General features: G+C 56.6%; 14 protein-coding genes. 8 read left to right on the forward strand and 6 right to left on the reverse strand.

From position 1 onward, the window contains the following. The 7 genes from dnaA to K6R05_RS00035 all read left to right on the forward strand — a co-directional run bounded on the left by dnaA (position 1) and on the right by K6R05_RS00035 (position 9,203). Positions 1 to 1,416 carry a chromosomal replication initiator protein DnaA gene (gene dnaA / locus K6R05_RS00005; RefSeq protein WP_222924787.1) on the forward strand — a complete coding sequence of 472 codons (1,416 nt, stop codon included), beginning with the start codon at positions 1 to 3 and terminating at the stop codon, positions 1,414 to 1,416. Between the two features lie 4 nt (positions 1,417 to 1,420). Further along, entirely contained in the window at positions 1,421 to 2,521 is a 1,101-nt protein-coding gene (dnaN, locus tag K6R05_RS00010; protein ID WP_161733222.1) for a DNA polymerase III subunit beta, read from the forward strand. A 207-nt stretch (positions 2,522 to 2,728) separates the two neighbouring features. Further along, on the forward strand, positions 2,729 to 3,814 hold the full coding sequence (gene recF / locus K6R05_RS00015) for a DNA replication/repair protein RecF (RefSeq protein WP_161733224.1): 1,086 nt from the start codon (positions 2,729 to 2,731) through the stop codon (positions 3,812 to 3,814). A gap of 18 nt (positions 3,815 to 3,832) precedes the next feature. Beyond that, positions 3,833 to 6,241 (forward strand): DNA topoisomerase (ATP-hydrolyzing) subunit B, encoded by a 2,409-nt coding sequence (gene gyrB, locus K6R05_RS00020; RefSeq protein WP_161733226.1) that lies wholly within the window; start codon positions 3,833 to 3,835, stop codon positions 6,239 to 6,241. Between the two features lie 191 nt (positions 6,242 to 6,432). After that, the gene (locus K6R05_RS00025; RefSeq protein ID WP_222924788.1) at positions 6,433 to 6,912 is read left to right on the forward strand and encodes a NanQ anomerase/TabA/YiaL family protein; all 480 of its coding nucleotides are present in this window, start codon (positions 6,433 to 6,435) and stop codon (positions 6,910 to 6,912) included. 99 nt (positions 6,913 to 7,011) lie between these two features. Next, on the forward strand, positions 7,012 to 7,821 hold the full coding sequence (gene yidA / locus K6R05_RS00030; RefSeq protein ID WP_222924789.1) for a sugar-phosphatase: 810 nt from the start codon (positions 7,012 to 7,014) through the stop codon (positions 7,819 to 7,821). Positions 7,822 to 7,937: 116 nt separating this feature from the next. Further along, on the forward strand, positions 7,938 to 9,203 hold the full coding sequence (locus K6R05_RS00035) for a YidR family protein (protein ID WP_222924790.1): 1,266 nt from the start codon (positions 7,938 to 7,940) through the stop codon (positions 9,201 to 9,203). On the opposite strand, the gene K6R05_RS00040 is transcribed toward K6R05_RS00035, so the two are convergent. Next, positions 9,172 to 9,546, reverse strand: coding sequence for a YceK/YidQ family lipoprotein (locus K6R05_RS00040; protein WP_285088450.1), 375 nt, complete (start codon positions 9,544 to 9,546; stop codon positions 9,172 to 9,174). The two genes, K6R05_RS00035 and K6R05_RS00040, sit on opposite strands and share 32 nt — an antisense overlap. Before the next feature lie 290 nt (positions 9,547 to 9,836). Here K6R05_RS00040 and ibpA point away from each other — a divergent pair, with 290 nt between their 5' ends. After that, the gene (ibpA, locus tag K6R05_RS00045) at positions 9,837 to 10,253 is read left to right on the forward strand and encodes a small heat shock chaperone IbpA (RefSeq protein ID WP_010258920.1); all 417 of its coding nucleotides are present in this window, start codon (positions 9,837 to 9,839) and stop codon (positions 10,251 to 10,253) included. Between the two features lie 176 nt (positions 10,254 to 10,429). Here the strand turns inward: ibpA and K6R05_RS00050 are convergent, their stop codons facing one another. From K6R05_RS00050 to K6R05_RS00070, 5 genes are read right to left on the reverse strand one after another with little or no spacing between them, the layout of a single operon-like run. Further along, a complete protein-coding gene (locus tag K6R05_RS00050) occupies positions 10,430 to 11,341 on the reverse strand; it encodes an EamA family transporter (protein WP_222924792.1) in 912 nt (303 codons plus the stop codon). Positions 11,342 to 11,362: 21 nt separating this feature from the next. Continuing rightward, a complete protein-coding gene (locus K6R05_RS00055) occupies positions 11,363 to 11,863 on the reverse strand; it encodes a YbaK/EbsC family protein (RefSeq protein WP_222924793.1) in 501 nt (166 codons plus the stop codon). A gap of 41 nt (positions 11,864 to 11,904) precedes the next feature. Then, a complete protein-coding gene (locus tag K6R05_RS00060) occupies positions 11,905 to 12,705 on the reverse strand; it encodes a 2OG-Fe(II)-dependent halogenase WelO5 family protein (RefSeq protein WP_222924794.1) in 801 nt (266 codons plus the stop codon). Positions 12,706 to 12,710: 5 nt separating this feature from the next. Further along, positions 12,711 to 13,418 carry a class II glutamine amidotransferase gene (locus K6R05_RS00065; protein ID WP_222924795.1) on the reverse strand — a complete coding sequence of 236 codons (708 nt, stop codon included), beginning with the start codon at positions 13,416 to 13,418 and terminating at the stop codon, positions 12,711 to 12,713. Further along, the gene (locus K6R05_RS00070) at positions 13,406 to 14,680 is read right to left on the reverse strand and encodes an ATP-grasp domain-containing protein (protein ID WP_222924796.1); all 1,275 of its coding nucleotides are present in this window, start codon (positions 14,678 to 14,680) and stop codon (positions 13,406 to 13,408) included. Before K6R05_RS00070 ends, K6R05_RS00065 begins: the two co-directional genes overlap by 13 nt. Between the last annotated feature and the right edge of the window lie 15 nt (positions 14,681 to 14,695).

A 14,695-nucleotide genomic window follows, 5' to 3' on the forward strand; every position in this document is an offset into this window, starting at 1 on the left:
GTGTCACTTACGCTTTGGCAACAGTGTCTTGCCCGTTTGCAGGATGAGCTTCCTGCCACCGAATTCAGCATGTGGATCCGTCCACTGCAGGCTGAGTTAAACGACAATACGCTTGCCTTGTATGCTCCAAATCGCTTCGTACTCGACTGGGTCCGGGACAAATACCTCAATAGTATCAATGCACTGCTGAATGAATTCTGTGGTCCGAATGTGCCTGCACTACGTTTTGAAGTGGGGACGCGCCCGGTTCAGCAGCAGGCGGCCGCGCTCAGCCAGCCGGTAATGGCCAGCGTCAGCGCGCCCGTCATGCCCGTGCAGAGTCATATCCGTCCGGCCCCGACGCAGATTCTGCGTCCCAGCTGGGATAATGTCCCGGCACCGGCCGACGTCACCTATCGCTCGAATGTGAATAACCGTCATAACTTCGATAACTTCGTCGAGGGTAAGTCCAACCAGCTGGCGCGCGCGGCGGCACGTCAGGTGGCGGATAATCCAGGCGGCGCTTACAACCCGCTGTTTCTGTATGGCGGTACGGGTCTCGGTAAAACGCACCTGTTGCACGCGGTAGGCAACGGCATCATTGCCCGTAAACCCAATGCAAAAGTGGTTTACATGCACTCCGAGCGCTTTGTGCAGGATATGGTTAAAGCGCTGCAGAACAATGCGATTGAAGAGTTCAAACGCTACTACCGTTCTGTCGATGCGCTGCTGATCGATGACATTCAGTTCTTTGCGAATAAAGAGCGATCGCAGGAAGAGTTCTTCCACACCTTTAATGCCTTATTAGAGGGCAACCAGCAGATCATCCTGACCTCGGATCGCTATCCAAAAGAGATCAACGGGGTGGAAGATCGTCTTAAATCACGTTTCGGCTGGGGTTTAACGGTGGCGATCGAGCCGCCTGAGCTGGAAACGCGCGTGGCGATCCTGATGAAAAAAGCGGATGAAAATGACATCCGTCTGCCAGGTGAAGTCGCCTTCTTTATTGCCAAGCGTTTACGCTCTAACGTGCGTGAACTGGAAGGCGCGCTGAATCGCGTTATCGCCAACGCCAACTTTACCGGCCGGGCAATCACGATCGACTTCGTGCGCGAAGCGCTGCGCGATCTGCTGGCGCTACAGGAAAAGCTGGTCACCATCGATAATATTCAGAAGACCGTGGCTGAGTACTACAAGATTAAGGTGGCGGATCTGCTTTCCAAGCGCCGTTCGCGCTCGGTAGCGCGTCCGCGCCAGATGGCGATGGCGATGGCAAAAGAGTTGACGAACCACAGCTTGCCAGAAATTGGCGATGCTTTTGGGGGTCGCGACCACACAACGGTGCTTCATGCCTGCCGCAAGATCGAGCAGCTGCGTGAAGAGAGCCACGATATCAAAGAAGATTTCTCTAATCTCATCAGAACATTATCTTCCTGACGCTATGAAATTTATTGTTGAACGTGAGCAGCTGCTGAAGCCGCTGCAGCAAGTAAGTGGCCCCCTGGGCGGTCGTCCGACACTGCCGATCCTTGGAAACCTGCTGCTGCAGGTAACGGAAGGGTCGCTGTTACTGACCGGTACCGATCTGGAAATGGAGATGGTCGCGCGTGTGGCGCTGACGCAGGCGCATGAGCCTGGCTCCACCACCGTGCCAGCGCGCAAATTCCTCGATATCTGTCGCGGATTGCCCGATGGCGCAGAAATTACGCTGGCGCTGGAAGGCGATCGCATGCTGGTTCGCTCTGGCCGCAGCCGTTTTTCGCTGTCGACCCTGCCCGCTAGTGACTTCCCGAACCTGGACGACTGGCAGAGTGAAGTTGAATTCACCCTGCCGCAGGCGACCCTGAAACGGCTGATCGAAGCGACCCAGTTCTCGATGGCGCATCAGGATGTGCGTTACTACCTCAACGGCATGATGTTTGAAACCGAAGGCGAAGAGCTGCGCACCGTGGCCACTGACGGTCACCGTCTGGCCGTCTGCTCCATGCCGGTTGGTCAGGCGCTGCCGAGTCATTCGGTGATTGTGCCGCGTAAAGGCGTGATTGAACTGCTGCGTCTGCTGGATGGCGGCGAGAACCCGCTGCAGGTACAGATTGGCGGCAGCAACATCCGCGCACATGTCGGTGACTACATCTTCACGTCTAAGCTGGTTGATGGCCGTTTCCCTGACTATCGCCGCGTATTGCCAAAGAATCCTGATAAAGCGCTGGAAGCGGGCTGCGATCTGCTCAAACAGGCGTTTGCCCGTGCAGCCATCCTCTCGAATGAGAAGTTCCGCGGCGTTCGCCTTTATATCACCGAAAATCAGCTGAAGATCACCGCTAATAACCCTGAACAGGAAGAAGCAGAAGAGATGCTGGATGTCAGCTACAACGGCACCGAGCTGGAGATTGGCTTCAACGTCAGTTACGTGCTGGATGTGCTGAACGCGCTGAAGTGCGAAAACGTCCGCCTGCTGCTGACGGATTCGGTGTCGAGCGTGCAGATTGAAGATGTAGCGAGTCCGGCAGCGGCCTACGTCGTGATGCCCATGCGTCTATAGTCTGTGCCGGGCTAACTTACTCGCCATTTTGCGCCCGGGCAGTGCTCGTCCCTGGTCACATACTTCAGTATGCTCCCAGGGCCTGTGCGCTGGCCGTGCGCAAACTTGCTTCGCCGTCGACGCCCTGGATTGTTAAAGGTAAGACCTGAATTTTTACAAGGCAAAACCATTTCATCCCGATCATTGCCCTTCACGCTGGACTGATTCATGGCTTTAACCCGCCTTCTTATCAAAGATTTTCGTAATATTGAGCAGGCTGACCTGCAGCTGGCACCCGGCTTTAATTTCCTGGTCGGTGTCAACGGCAGCGGGAAAACCAGCGTTTTAGAGGCGATCCATACGCTGGGGCATGGCCGTTCGTTTCGCAGTCTGCAGGCGGGCCGCGTGATCCGTCACGACGAGGCGGCGTTTGTGCTGCACGGGCGGCTGGAAAGCAAAGAGCGGGAAATCTCCGTCGGGCTGACCAAAAACCGGGCTGGTGACAGCAAAGTGCGCATTGACGGCAGCGATGGTCACAAGGTCGCGGAGCTGGCACAGCTGCTGCCGATGCAGTTAATTACGCCGGAAGGCTTTAGTTTATTGAATGGCGGCCCCAAATACCGCAGGGCCTATGTCGACTGGGGCTGTTTCCATAATACGCCCGGCTTCTTTATCGCCTGGAACAACATGCGCCGCCTGCTTAAGCAGCGAAACGCGGCGCTGCGCCAGGTTTCACGTTACAGCCAGATTCGTCCCTGGGATCAGGAACTGGTCCCGCTGGCGGAACAGATCAGCCAGTGGCGGGCGGAATACAGTGCGGCGATTTCAGCGGAGATCACCGCCACCTGCGCCCAGTTTCTGCCGGAGTTTGAGCTGCGCTTCTCCTTCCAGCGTGGCTGGGACAAAGAGAGCGACTACGCCGAACTGCTGGAACGTAATTTTGAGCGCGATCGCGCACTGACCTATACCGCCAGCGGTCCCCATAAAGCCGATTTTCGTATTCGCGCTGAAGGAACGCCGGTCGAAGATTTACTCTCACGCGGGCAGTTAAAACTGCTGATGTGTGCATTGCGTCTGGCACAGGGCGAGTTCCTGACAAGCCAGAGCGGACGCCGCTGTATTTACCTCATTGATGACTTTGCTTCTGAGCTGGATGAGAGTCGCCGACGCCTGCTGGCGGACCGGTTAAAAGCCACTCAGGCTCAGGTGTTTGTCAGCGCTATTTCTGCCGGACATGTAATCGACATGACCGACGAAAAGGGCAAGATGTTCCGCGTGGAACAGGGTAAAATAGCGGTTCAACCTGAAGATTAAAATGAGCGAGAAACGTTGATGTCGAATTCTTATGACTCCTCAAGTATTAAAGTCCTGAAAGGACTTGATGCGGTACGCAAACGCCCGGGCATGTATATCGGCGATACCGATGATGGTACCGGTCTGCATCACATGGTATTCGAGGTCGTGGATAACGCAATCGACGAAGCGCTCGCTGGTCACTGTAGTGACATCGTAGTCACTATCCATGCGGATAACTCCGTTTCGGTGCAGGATGATGGACGCGGCATTCCAACCGGTATTCATGAAGAAGAAGGCGTTTCCGCCGCTGAAGTGATCATGACCGTGCTGCATGCGGGCGGTAAGTTCGACGATAACTCCTATAAAGTCTCCGGCGGCCTGCACGGCGTGGGCGTCTCTGTCGTTAACGCCCTGTCGCAGAAGCTGGAGCTGACCATTCGTCGCGAAGGCAAAGTGCATCAGCAGATTTACGTCCATGGCGTACCTGAGGCACCGCTGGCAGTCACTGGTGATACCGATATCACCGGTACCCGCGTGCGTTTCTGGCCAAGCTATGAAACCTTTACCAACGTGCGCGATTTCGAGTATGACATTCTGGCAAAACGCCTGCGCGAACTGTCGTTCCTGAACTCGGGCGTGTCGATTCGTCTGGAAGACAAGCGTGATGGCAAAACCGATCACTTCCATTACGAAGGCGGCATCAAGGCGTTTGTTGAGTACCTCAACAAAAACAAAACCCCGATTCACCCTACCGTGTTCTATTTCTCTACCGAGAAAGATGGCATTGGCGTGGAAGTAGCACTGCAGTGGAACGACGGCTTCCAGGAAAATATTTACTGCTTTACCAACAACATTCCGCAGCGCGATGGCGGTACGCACCTTGCCGGTTTCCGCGCAGCGATGACGCGTACCCTGAATGCCTACATGGATAAAGAGGGTTACAGCAAGAAAGCCAAAGTCAGCGCCACCGGTGATGATGCGCGTGAAGGTCTGATCGCCGTGGTTTCGGTGAAAGTGCCGGATCCAAAATTCTCCTCACAGACCAAAGATAAGCTGGTCTCGTCAGAGGTGAAATCGGCGGTTGAGCAGCAGATGAACGAACTGCTGGCCGAGTACCTGCTGGAAAATCCATCAGACGCTAAAATCGTGGTCGGTAAAATTATCGACGCCGCGCGTGCCCGTGAAGCAGCACGCCGCGCCCGTGAAATGACCCGCCGTAAAGGCGCGCTGGATCTGGCGGGTCTGCCAGGCAAGCTGGCGGATTGCCAGGAGCGCGACCCGGCGCTCTCTGAAATCTACCTGGTGGAGGGTGACTCCGCAGGCGGCTCGGCCAAACAGGGCCGTAACCGTAAAAACCAGGCGATTCTGCCGCTGAAAGGTAAAATCCTGAACGTTGAGAAAGCGCGTTTCGACAAGATGCTCGCCTCGCAGGAAGTGGCCACGCTGATCACCGCACTGGGTTGCGGCATTGGTCGCGATGAATACAACCCGGACAAGCTGCGCTATCACAGCATCATCATCATGACCGATGCCGACGTCGATGGTTCACACATCCGTACCCTGCTGCTGACCTTCTTCTATCGCCAGATGCCTGAAATTATTGAGCGCGGCCACGTCTATATCGCCCAGCCGCCACTCTACAAAGTGAAGAAAGGCAAGCAGGAGCAGTACATCAAAGATGACGAGGCGATGGATCAATACCAGATCGCTATCGCCCTTGATGGTGCGACGCTGCACACCAATGCCAGCGCCCCGGCGCTGGGCGGTGAGCCGCTGGAGACGCTGGTCACTGATTTCAACAGCACCCAGAAGATGATCAAGCGTATGGAGCGCCGTTATCCGATGGCCATGCTGCGTGCGATGATTTATCACGACACGCTGAGCGACCTGAGCAATGAAGCGGAGGTTACAACCTGGCTGAACGGCCTGGTAAGCTATCTGACTGAACGCGAAGCGCATGGCAGCACCTATCTGGCACAGGTGCGTGAAAACCGCGAATCAAACCTGTTCGAGCCGGTACTGCGTGTCCGTACCCACGGTGTGGATACTGACTATCCGCTGGATGCTGATTTCATTCAGGGTCCTGAGTACCGCAAAATCTGCGCCCTGGGCGGCAAACTGCGTGGTCTGCTGGAAGAGGATGCTTACATCGAGCGTGGCGAGCGTCGTCAGCCAGTGGCAAGCTTCGAACAGGCGATTGAGTGGCTGATTAAAGAGTCGCGTCGCGGACTCTCGGTCCAGCGCTATAAAGGTCTGGGCGAGATGAACCCGGATCAGCTGTGGGAAACCACCATGGATCCAGACAGCCGTCGTATGCTGCGCGTCACCATTAAAGATGCGATTGGCGCTGATCAGTTGTTCACTACCCTGATGGGCGATGCGGTTGAACCGCGCCGCGCCTTCATTGAAGAAAATGCGCTGAAAGCCGCCAATATCGATATTTAATCGGCATCAGAGATGAAAGGCCATCACCCAGGTGATGGCCTTTTTTTGTGCCGTCCGAGCGGAAAACCCGCCAGGCGGTGCCTTCCTGCCTGCATGCTGCGACCCCGATCACGTTTTAACCCGGTCAGCTCCCTTACTCTTGCCTCTCTTTGCGCTATTCCGGCGCACTCATTTTTACAGGGAGTTACACCATGATTGTTTGCGATCGTCACGACTGGGACAGAGAACGTCACGCCTTTCATTCGGTCATCGATCAGGCGATAAGCTGGATTGCGGGAACCGATTTCAGCCAGCTGGACACCGGCAAATATGAGATCCTGCCTGACAACAAAATGTTCTGTCTGGTGCAGGAGATGATGACCGAACCCGCCAGCGCGCGTCGTGCAGAGTCCCACTTTAACTACATCGATATTCAGTATCTGCTGGCAGGCACCGAGAATATCGGCGTGGCACGCGCCCATGCCGACCAGAAAATTACCGAAGATTTTGCCGGGCAGCGCGACGTCGTGTTTTATCAGACGATTTTGAATGAGTCGGTGATTACGCTGCTGCCCGGCATGTTCGCGCTCTTTTTCCCGCACGATATTCATCGCCCCTGCTGCGCGCCTGGGGAGCCCGCAACAATCCGAAAAGCCGTGATTAAAATCCACCGTGATCTCTTTACCGCCTGAAGCTGGCGATCAGCCAGCCATTCCCGTCTGCCATGAAACTGGTCAATGTGCGCTGAATCGCGCTAGCATTGAATAAAACCCCGACGCTACGAGGACTCTATGGCTATTAAATTGATCGCTATCGACATGGATGGCACCCTGCTCAATCCGCAACATGAGATCACACCGGGGGTGAAATCCGCCCTGGATCGCGCCCGTCAGCAGGGCGTGTCGATTGTGCTGACCACCGGCCGACCGTTTGTGGGTATCCAGCGCTATCTGATGGAACTGGATATGCAGGCACCCGGCCAGTACGCGATCAGCAACAACGGTGCGCTGGTTCATCAGGCCGAAGATGGTGAGTGCGTGGCGGAAGTGACGCTGACCTTTGACGACTACCTCTACATTGAGAACCTGGCGCGTGAGCTTGGCGTCCATTTCCAGGCATTCGACAAATCTCATCTCTACACGCCGAACAAAGACATCAGCGAATACACCATCCATGAAGCGAGCCTGACCGGCATTCCGGTGCGCTATCGCGCTGTGGAGGAGATGGATCGTGCCATGCGCTTCCCGAAACTGATGATGATCGACCGGCCTGCACTGCTCGACGCGGCAATTGCCCGCCTGCCGGAACAGGCCCATCAGACTTACACCATCCTGAAGAGTGCGCCTTATTACCTCGAAATCCTCGATCGTCGGGTAAACAAAGGTCAGGGCGTCAGAATGCTGGCGGAGAAGCTCGGCCTGAAGCAGGAAGAAGTGATGGCGATTGGCGACCAGGAGAATGACCTGGCGATGATTGAATACGCTGGTACGGGTGTCGCCATGGGTAATGCCATTGATTCTGTTAAAAAAATCGCGCAGTTCATTACTAAAACCAATATGAAAGATGGCGTCGCCCATGCCATTGAAGAGTTAGTGCTGTAACACCGCTGTTCTCTGCCGGGCCGCTGCGGCCCGGCACCCTTAATCCGGCAAAAAAGCGGTACCGCAAAACGGAATCGCGTACTTTGTCGGGCAACGCTTTCTCCCTGGGTTTCATCATGTCAGAAAAACAGATCACCTTTGCTGCCCGTCAGCACCAGCTCACCAATATCAATGTCTGGACGGCCGACAGCCAGTGGCTGGCGTTTGACGTCCGGCCCTCGGGCGCGTCCTTTACCAGCCAGACCATTGAGCGGGTCAATGTGCTGACCGGTGACGTTGAGGTGCTCTATCAGGCCCGGGACGGAGCGCATGTCGGGGTCGTGACGGTCAGTCCCGATCTGCCCCCGCGCTACGTCTGCATTCATGGCCCGGAACATCCCGATGCCAGCTGGCAGTATGACTTCCACCACCGGCGCGGTGTGATTGTTGAGAACGGCGCGGCGGTGAATCTGGATGCCTGCGATATCACGCCGCCCTTTACCCCTGGCGCGCTGCGCGGCGGATCGCATGTGCATGTCTTCAGCGCCGACGGTTCACGCCTCAGTTTTACCTATAATGACCACGTGATGCACGAGCGGGATAGCCGTCTCGATCTGCGCAATGTCGGTGTCGCGGTGCCGCTGCGTGCTGTGAAGCCTGAAAAGCAGCATCCGCGTGAATATGACGGTACCTTTTTCTGCCTGCTGGTGAGCCAGACGCATGCGGAACCCGAGCCGGGCAGTGACCAGATCAATCGTGCTTATGAGGAGTGCTGGGTCGGTGAGCGTGGCTATCAGAAACCGGACGGCCGCTGGCAGCGCTGGGCCATCGCTTTTATTGGCGACACGCTGACGGCGCAGGGCGAGAAGTGTCCTGAAGTCTTCATTGTTGATCTGCCTGACGAACTGGAAGATTACGCTCGCGCCGGAGAGAGGCCGCTGGAGGGCAGCAGCACACAGTTACCGGCGCCACCGGCTGGCGTGCAGCAGCGTCGCCTGACGCACAGTCGTGGCGTGGCGCTGCAACCGCGCCACTGGCTGCGTAGTGCGCCCGATGGCAGCCAGATTGCGTTTCTGATGGCGGATGCGGACGCGGTGATCCAGCTCTGGTCGGTCTCTCCCAACGGCGGCGAGCCACGTCAGCTCACCCGACTCAGCCATAGCATTCAGTCCGCCTTTAGCTGGCATCCTGACGGCCAGTCAATCGCCTTTATCTGCGATAACAGTGTGATGCGATGTGACGTTGAGAGCGGCGCATGTCAGCGTCTGACGCACAGAACGGAAGACGCGCCATCAGGTGACGCGGTGGTCTGGTCACCTGACGGGTCACAGATTGCTTTTATGCGTGAGGTGAATGGCTGGCGGCAGCTCTTTACAGTTGCGGTTGCGGCTGTGACCGCATAGGTGGCATAGGCTGTGCCTGCGCCAGGCTTTCGTTAGTATGCGCCAGCCTTTCGCTCTGCAGGATGCGTTCACGTGGGGAGTCGAGAGATTTGTCTTTATCGCTACGGTAGTAGTCCCACGGCAGCAGCAGCGTATCCAGCACGGCAGAGAAAGGAAGATCGATTAACGCGAGTGGCTTCAGCGCCCAGCTGGTATCACCATCAGTCAGCATGTCGGCGCTGGCACGGGTACCGGGATAATAGCCCTGACTCGCACCGGTATGAGACATCACACTGGAACAGCCTGTTGTTGCCATAGCGCAGCACACCATTCCAGCCAGAGGTAAGGTCTTCATCAATTTCATCATCATCATCCCTTCAGCCATGGCATAAACCTGGCTGAGTTGGCTTGCCAGACAACGTCAACACTCTGGGGCGAAGTCCGTCTGCGTCTGGCAAAAGTAGTTCTGAGTGTATGTCATTTCCGCAATTTGGCGAAAAAAATTGCATTTCGCCCTCTTGAAAATCGTTTTGTGACACCCATTTTTAGTTTACGGACGCACTCACCGTCGCCGCAAGGGACAGTGGGGTGCCGTATCCAGCCTGTCCAGTAGTGGAAGGTTGCCAAAACTTGCTGAATTTCAGGAGTCTTAATATGCGTAATTTTGATCTCACCCCACTTTATCGCTCTGCTATCGGTTTTGATCGCCTGTTTAACCTGCTCGAATCTAATCAGAATCAGAGCAATGGCGGCTATCCTCCTTATAACGTTGAACTGGTCGATGAAAATCACTATCGCATAACCATTGCGGTGGCAGGTTTTGCTCAGAGCGAACTGGATATCACGGCGCACGATAACGTGCTGATCGTGCGGGGTGCCCATCCTGAAGAGCAGACCGAGCGTAAATACCTCTATCAGGGTATCGCCGAGCGTAACTTTGAGCGTAAATTCCAGCTCGCCGACCACATTGTGGTGCGCGATGCCCGTCTCGAAAATGGTCTGCTGAGCATCGATCTTGAACGACTGGTGCCGGAAGAGGCGAAACCACGCCGTATTGAGATTCTGAAGTAACCATGAAAAACGCCGCATTAGCGGCGTTTTTGTCCCTGGCCCGCGATGCTTTGCTACAGGCGTATGCTCCCATCGCCTGGAATTTATGAGCTGCCTGAAAAAAAGAGCAGCACCAGCGCTGTTTTGCGCCCTGAGCTATAACGCTTACAAAGGCCGCGTCAGCGAAGATTTTTAACTTACGGCTGCGTTCGCATCGCCAGACGCTGACCCAGTACGCCCCCAAACACATTCACCAGCAGTCCCAGAATAATCACCACCGCACCCAGCATCTGCTGACCAGAGAGGTGCTCATCCAGCACCAGCGCGGCGGTAATAATCCCCACCACCGGTACCAGCAGCGACAGCGGCGCGACGCGCCAGGTTTCATAGCGACTCAGTAAATTCCCCCAGATAGCGTAACCGACAATGGTGGCGACAAACGCCAGGTAGAACAGCGCCAGCATGGTCTGCAGGCCGATGTGCAGCAGGCTATTAACGATGGCGGCCTGCCCCTCAAACAGCAGCGAACAGGCAAAGAACGGAATGACCGGCACCAGCGCACTCCAGACGACCAGCGACATAATCGGCACACTGCGGTTCCGCATAATAATCTTATTGGTGATATTCCCCAGCCCCCATGACAGCGCCGCCGACAGCGTCAGCATCATGGTGGTCAGCGTAATCCCGGCGCTGGTCTGCCCTTCCATCCCCGCCGTCGCCAGCAAAAACATCCCCAGCGTGGCGATGATAATCCCGACGATATGATTCCAGCGCAGCTTCTCCGCCAGCAGCAGCGCGCCCAGCAACAGGGTAAAGAATGCCTGCGCCTGCAGCACCAGCGAGGCCAGACCGGCAGGCATGCCGAGCTTGATCGCCAGGAACAGAAAGGCGAACTGACCAAAACTGATGGTCATGCCATAAACCACCAGCCAGCGCAGCGGAATCGGCGGGCGACGCACAAAGAAAATGGCGGGAAAGGCGACCAGGGTAAAACGCAGCCCGGCGAGCAAAAAAGGCGGCATACCCTGCAGCCCCAGCTTGATCACCACAAAATTCACGCCCCACGCCACCACCACGCACAGCGCTAACAGCATATCTTTTACCGACATCAGAAACTCCTTGTCCTGCCGTCAGGCGGTAACCGCAATCGGGGTCGCGATATCGGCACAGCAGCCTTCACCCACGATCCGAAAATAATCATCTACAGCCAGCGCGATCGACTTATCCAGCTCGCCCGCGTTAAACCATAATGTGCCGACCTGTTGCAGCCGGGTATCAACCCGCAGCGCCAGCCGGTCATCAAAACTAAACGGCGGCACTGCACCCATCACACAGTCGGTCAGTGCCTGCGCCAGGTCAGGCGCGGCGAACGAGGATTTTTTGCCGCCGATGGCGCGCGCCGCGCTTTTGAAATTGATGCGGCAGTCGCCCGGCACAATCGCCAGCAGCTGTCGCGAGGGCGCACCGTCCGGCATGCTCACCTCCAGCACCATCGCTTTGGCCGCCTGACCCAGCGCGTTGCCGCGGATCTGGCTGATCTGATCGGTCTGCCCTACCGCCTCATGCTCCACCACACGGTAGCTGGCCTGATGCTGATCCAGCAGCGCAGTAATTTTTTCAAACGTTGTCATTCCCTTCTCCTCTTCTGGCACAACTTCTGGCATAACCCGGCTTAGCTCCAGGCGATAGCGTGTTTCATCTTTTTATCGGTCAGCCCGAAAAAGAACCCCATGGTGATGCGGGTATCACCTTCAACCCGGTCGATCTCATGATAAAAAGCGGGATTAAACAGATAGATATCACCACTGCGTGGTGAAAATTCACAGATCTCGCTGTTTTCAATCACGCCACTGCGGTAGCCCAGCTCACCGGCGGTTTTGAACTGCTCATCCTCCGGTGTCCACTTTTTGTTGTAGATACGCAGCGCGCCACCCGCGTTGCACTCCTGCAGGCAGACCACGCAGCTGAGCTGATGCAGGATTTGCGTCACCACCAGCGAGGTCTTTGCGGCGTCGCGCACGATATTGTCGTTATGCAGCGGGTTCGCGACGCCATCGGCGTGAAAGCGCACGATAGAACCGGCGTAGTCACCACAACCCGGTTCGTGGGCGATGTTTAGACTGTCCAGCCGCAGCGCATGCTGCACCCACCCGTAAATCTGTTCGCGCAGCTGGTTAAGCGTGGGCGGCAACGCCGGCTGGATATCACGCAGCTCGGTAAAATAGTTATCGGGATACGCCGTATGGCGCGCCAGATAAGGGCCCAGCGTGGTCAGTGCGCCATTCGGATAGTGAGAGACACGGATCTTTTCCCGGCAGTGTTGCAGGTCAGCCACTACCGTTTCCCGCACCTCTGGCGTCAGGAAATTGCGCAGCACCAGCAGCGGTACCCGTGCGGTAACAATGTCATCCAGCCAGGTCGATTCCACAAACATGTTGGGATTAATCACGCGGAATTGATTGAAAATAGCCATGTTTATCACTCCCTAAACGATATTTCATAGAGTTCATGATTGTTCATTCGCCGCCAGTTACCGGCGCTGCCTGGTATTACCACGGGTTCAGAGGCGATCAGCGTGCAACCGTCCTGTTGCCGAAAATGCATCGTAAAATAGTCAGGGAAAGGGGTGTCGTGCGGGTACCACTGCCACGCCCAGGCTTTGTCGCGGGTGACGAAGATGGCATTGCCTGCGCTGCCGCCTGGCTCAACCTGAGCCATCTTTGCGCGCAGATAGTCGCGGGTGAAATCGGCGGGCGTAGTCTGATCCACCAGGTAGCGCAGATATTCTTCGGAATCGAAACGTGACTCCGCCAGGCCAAGCTGGCGGTAAATTGTTGGCAGAAAGCCGTTATGCATCATGTACCACTGATGTCCGGCGCTGTGACGCCACAGCGGATGCGAAAATTCGATCCCCTGATTTTTATTCAGCGTGGCGTGACGCACATGCACCGCCAGAAAGCGGCTGCGCAGGCGATCCACATCAATACCTGGCAGAGCATCGGCGAACGGGCCGGTGCCGTGCAGGGTTCGAATCTCGCCCTCTTCCAGCCACAGACAGCCCCAGCCGTTGGGATGTGATTTGATCGGGCCATCGTGTTCGGCGCCTTCACCGCAGCTCATGGCACGCGCTGCCTCTAAAATCTGTGCGCTGTCGAACTGGCCATGCGCCAGAATCATCCTGCACATACTTTGTCTCTCCCTGCGATGACGGATTGCGCGGCAATCACCTGCTGAAACGTAGTCATAATGGGTTCGCGCGCAGAGGCCGTCAGGCTGAACGTTGCCAGAATGCCTGCGTGGCGGGTCAGATCGGCATAGAGCGAGGATCGGGGTGAAACCTGTAATGCTGGCAATCTGAGTGGTGGCAACAGCGCACCCTGCTGATGCTGATCGATCCAGCGTTCAGCCGCCTGCAACTGCGCCGGTTGCCGTAACCGCAGCTGGCCGACCGCACCGGGTGTGGTGAAGGTAAAGGCAGGCAGTGCGCCGCCCGCTTCCAGCCGGAAGGTGACCTCCGCCCAGTTGATGCCTGTCGTCGCCTGCACCAGCGTCGCCACGCCCATGCCGGAGAGCCGGAATCCCATCTCCAGGAAATGCGGCACGCCATTCACCACAATGAAATCGATGTGAAACGCGCCCTGACGATAGCCAAAGGTTTCGCAGCAGAAGGTCATCAGGCTGCTGAACGAGGCTGGCAAGGCCGCTGCCGCCACCGCCACATGCCCCGACTCATAAAAGCTGACGCAACCTTCGCTATCGCGGTGCTGCTCTATCACCTTCTGGCAGCAGGTCAGCGCCAGGGGATGCCCCTGATGCACCACGCCCTGCAATGAAAACTCCTCGCCGATCAGCGCACTTTCCACAATGAAGCCGCTGAAGCCGCGCCCGCCATAGTTCATGGTCTGTATCAGCTGTGTTACCACGCTGTACAGCTGATCGGCGCGCTCAATCAGCCAGATGCCCAGCCCGCCGCCGCCATCCACCGGCTTCACGACGCAGGGATAGATCAGCGCCTGTTCCGCATCCAGAATGCTGAGCGGCGAGGCAAAAAAGCGGAACTCCGGCTGCGGGAAGCGCGGCCAGGCTTTTTTCAGCGCCATGCGCTGCGCATATTTGTCCAGCGGAATAAAGGCAGCGGGTGCGTCAGGTCCGGCCAGCATCTCGCGCAGCCGTCCGGCGCTGGCGTTGTAGGCTTCAAAGCCCGCCAGCACCACCAGCGGATGCGCCAGCAAACCGGCGTGCAGATAAGCCTGCATGACCTCCCACGGATTCTCAGGACGGTCAAGGCGGATGATCAGATCAAACGGCAGCGCCAGGCTTAACGACTGGTAATCGACAAAATCGCCCATTTCCGCCAGTACGGTGAAATAGCCATCGCGTTTTGCCACCTCACAGTAGGGGTTCTGGCCATCGCGGGTGGCACCAATTTGCAGAAAAATCTTTTTCATCGCCTTGCCTTACCG

This window comes from Pantoea alfalfae (genome assembly GCF_019880205.1).
Taxonomy (GTDB): Bacteria; Pseudomonadota; Gammaproteobacteria; order Enterobacterales; family Enterobacteriaceae; genus Pantoea; species Pantoea alfalfae.

Excerpts from the sequence above, each read along its gene's own strand:
- K6R05_RS00070 (WP_222924796.1), bottom strand. The coding sequence starts at position 14,680 with ATGAAAAAGATTTTTCTGCAAATTGGTGCCACCCGCGATGGCCAGAAC.
- K6R05_RS00035 (WP_222924790.1), top strand. The coding sequence starts at position 7,938 with ATGTCAGAAAAACAGATCACCTTTGCTGCCCGTCAGCACCAGCTCACC.
- K6R05_RS00050 (WP_222924792.1), bottom strand. The coding sequence starts at position 11,341 with ATGTCGGTAAAAGATATGCTGTTAGCGCTGTGCGTGGTGGTGGCGTGG.
- yidA (WP_222924789.1), top strand. The coding sequence starts at position 7,012 with ATGGCTATTAAATTGATCGCTATCGACATGGATGGCACCCTGCTCAAT.
- ibpA (WP_010258920.1), top strand. The coding sequence starts at position 9,837 with ATGCGTAATTTTGATCTCACCCCACTTTATCGCTCTGCTATCGGTTTT.
- K6R05_RS00065 (WP_222924795.1), bottom strand. The coding sequence starts at position 13,418 with ATGTGCAGGATGATTCTGGCGCATGGCCAGTTCGACAGCGCACAGATT.
- dnaN (WP_161733222.1), top strand. The coding sequence starts at position 1,421 with ATGAAATTTATTGTTGAACGTGAGCAGCTGCTGAAGCCGCTGCAGCAA.
- K6R05_RS00040 (WP_285088450.1), bottom strand. The coding sequence starts at position 9,546 with ATGAAATTGATGAAGACCTTACCTCTGGCTGGAATGGTGTGCTGCGCT.
- gyrB (WP_161733226.1), top strand. The coding sequence starts at position 3,833 with ATGTCGAATTCTTATGACTCCTCAAGTATTAAAGTCCTGAAAGGACTT.
- K6R05_RS00025 (WP_222924788.1), top strand. The coding sequence starts at position 6,433 with ATGATTGTTTGCGATCGTCACGACTGGGACAGAGAACGTCACGCCTTT.
- K6R05_RS00055 (WP_222924793.1), bottom strand. The coding sequence starts at position 11,863 with ATGACAACGTTTGAAAAAATTACTGCGCTGCTGGATCAGCATCAGGCC.
- K6R05_RS00060 (WP_222924794.1), bottom strand. The coding sequence starts at position 12,705 with ATGGCTATTTTCAATCAATTCCGCGTGATTAATCCCAACATGTTTGTG.
- recF (WP_161733224.1), top strand. The coding sequence starts at position 2,729 with ATGGCTTTAACCCGCCTTCTTATCAAAGATTTTCGTAATATTGAGCAG.